The 1,770-nt window shown below is 53.7% G+C and carries 3 protein-coding genes; all 3 read left to right on the forward strand.

Features of this window, described 5'->3' with window-relative positions:
- Window positions 1-172 precede the first annotated feature (172 nt).
- Entirely contained in the window at window positions 173-541 is a 369-nt protein-coding gene (locus ACR0IO_RS22870) for a hypothetical protein (protein WP_480745125.1), read from the forward strand.
- Between the two features lie 18 nt (window positions 542-559).
- Window positions 560-907, forward strand: a complete 348-nt coding sequence (locus tag ACR0IO_RS22875; RefSeq protein ID WP_480745128.1) for a hypothetical protein — start codon at window positions 560-562, stop codon at window positions 905-907.
- Between the two features lie 201 nt (window positions 908-1,108).
- Window positions 1,109-1,770: 3-isopropylmalate dehydrogenase (leuB, locus tag ACR0IO_RS22880; RefSeq protein WP_480745130.1), on the forward strand; the 662-nt coding region annotated here is incomplete at its 3' end.

Below are 1,770 nucleotides of genomic sequence, written 5' to 3' on the forward strand. Positions count from 1 at the left end.
ATTTCAGGCCCCTGCATCCTCATCGGTGTGGGGGTCTTTTTTAATGTGTTTTATTAGGTATTAAATTTAGGCAATATTATGGAAATTGAGGCGGCCTTATCGTCAGAATGAGGCGAAACTGTGGAATAAGGGGCAGGCACGAACCGACCCCATCCAGAACGAGGAAGAGCAGGTGCTTTCACAGCTTTTTGGCGCTGTGCTTAGCGCAGTATTGGTGTTTTTTGTTATCGCGACACCATCGCTTGTCCTTGGCGATACATCCCGCGGGGATGTGGAAGGCGTTATGCTGTTTGGATTGATTGCGGCCCTCTTTGTGGTGTTTGAATATAGCGCCCGTCATCCCGCTATCATCGAGTTTCGAGATGCGCCCCCCTATAATCGTCTGCGCATTTTGGCCTTGTTTTCGATGTTATTCTTGCTGAGCCTTGTTTCAGCTGACCCTGTTCATTTGCAGCAGTTCAACGGGCCAGAGGGTGCAGTCAGTGCAATGGCCAATAGAGCGCACCATTGGAGTGGCGTGATGTTTGACAGCGGGCTTTAGCACCTTAGCCCTGACTATTTGTTACAACGCTTGTTTGGGGCAGCGCCCCTGTCCGTGCAGGCCATGGATCACGTCCGGATCATGGCCCCTTTCGCCCTGACCATCGCCCTTGGCAAATTGTTCATATTCGCCCTGTTCATACGTTTTAGCAAATTGCCTGGTCGGGGAATGTCGATCAACATGTGGGTAAACCTGCCCATGTTCGACCCGACAGTGGGCAGCGATGTGACCCATCGTTTAAAATGTGATGCGCGCAGAAATATCATTTGGGGCTTGGGCCTGCCGCTGATATTGCCGCCTGTCTTGGGTTCTGTGTTTTCGCAGACAGGCAGCACCATTGCCTATGATGGGCGAGGCGCGGTTTGAGTTGTGACCCTATGGGCCTTTTTGCCAATGTGCCTGTTGGTCAGGGCAATGGCCCTGCTGCGGTTGCGCTACATGATCCGCAGCTATCAAAAGAGGATCATTGCGGCGCTGACACCTGATAAAAGACTGGCCCTTTCTTGACCCAGACGCAGTCAAAGGATAGGGCGTGCGCAATCAGGATTTTCAAGACGGATTAGTTCCATGAGCAACCCATCGCTTCTCATTCTTCCCGGTGACGGGATCGGCCCCGAGGTTATGACCGAGGTGCGTAAAATCATCGACTGGTATGGCGCAAAGCGTGGCCTGACTTTTGATGTCACCGAAGATCTGGTGGGCGGTTGCGCATATGATGCGCATGGCACGCCTTTGACCGATGAGACGATGGAAAAAGCGCAAAGCGTTGACGCGGTATTGCTTGGCGCGGTCGGCGGCCCGAAATATGACAATCTCGATTTCAGCGTAAAGCCCGAGCGCGGCCTGCTGCGCCTGCGCAAAGAGATGGATCTCTATGCGAACCTTCGGCCTGCGCAGTGTTTCGATGCCCTCGCGGATTTTTCTTCGTTGAAGGCGGATGTGGTCGGCGGTCTGGACATCATGATCATCCGCGAACTGACCAGTGGGGTATATTTCGGTGAGCCACGCGGCATCCATAAAGAAGGCAATGAGCGCGTTGGCGTGAACACCCAGCGTTACACCGAGAGTGAAATCGCCCGCGTGGCGCGGTCGGCCTTCGAGCTGGCGCGCCGCCGCAACAACAAGGTCTGCTCAATGGAGAAGGCCAATGTTATGGAATCGGGCGTGTTGTGGCGTCAGGTTGTGACCGAAGTGCATGCTGCTGAATATTCTGATGTGGAATTGTCGCA

This window comes from Ruegeria sp. CE12, from assembly GCF_056537525.1.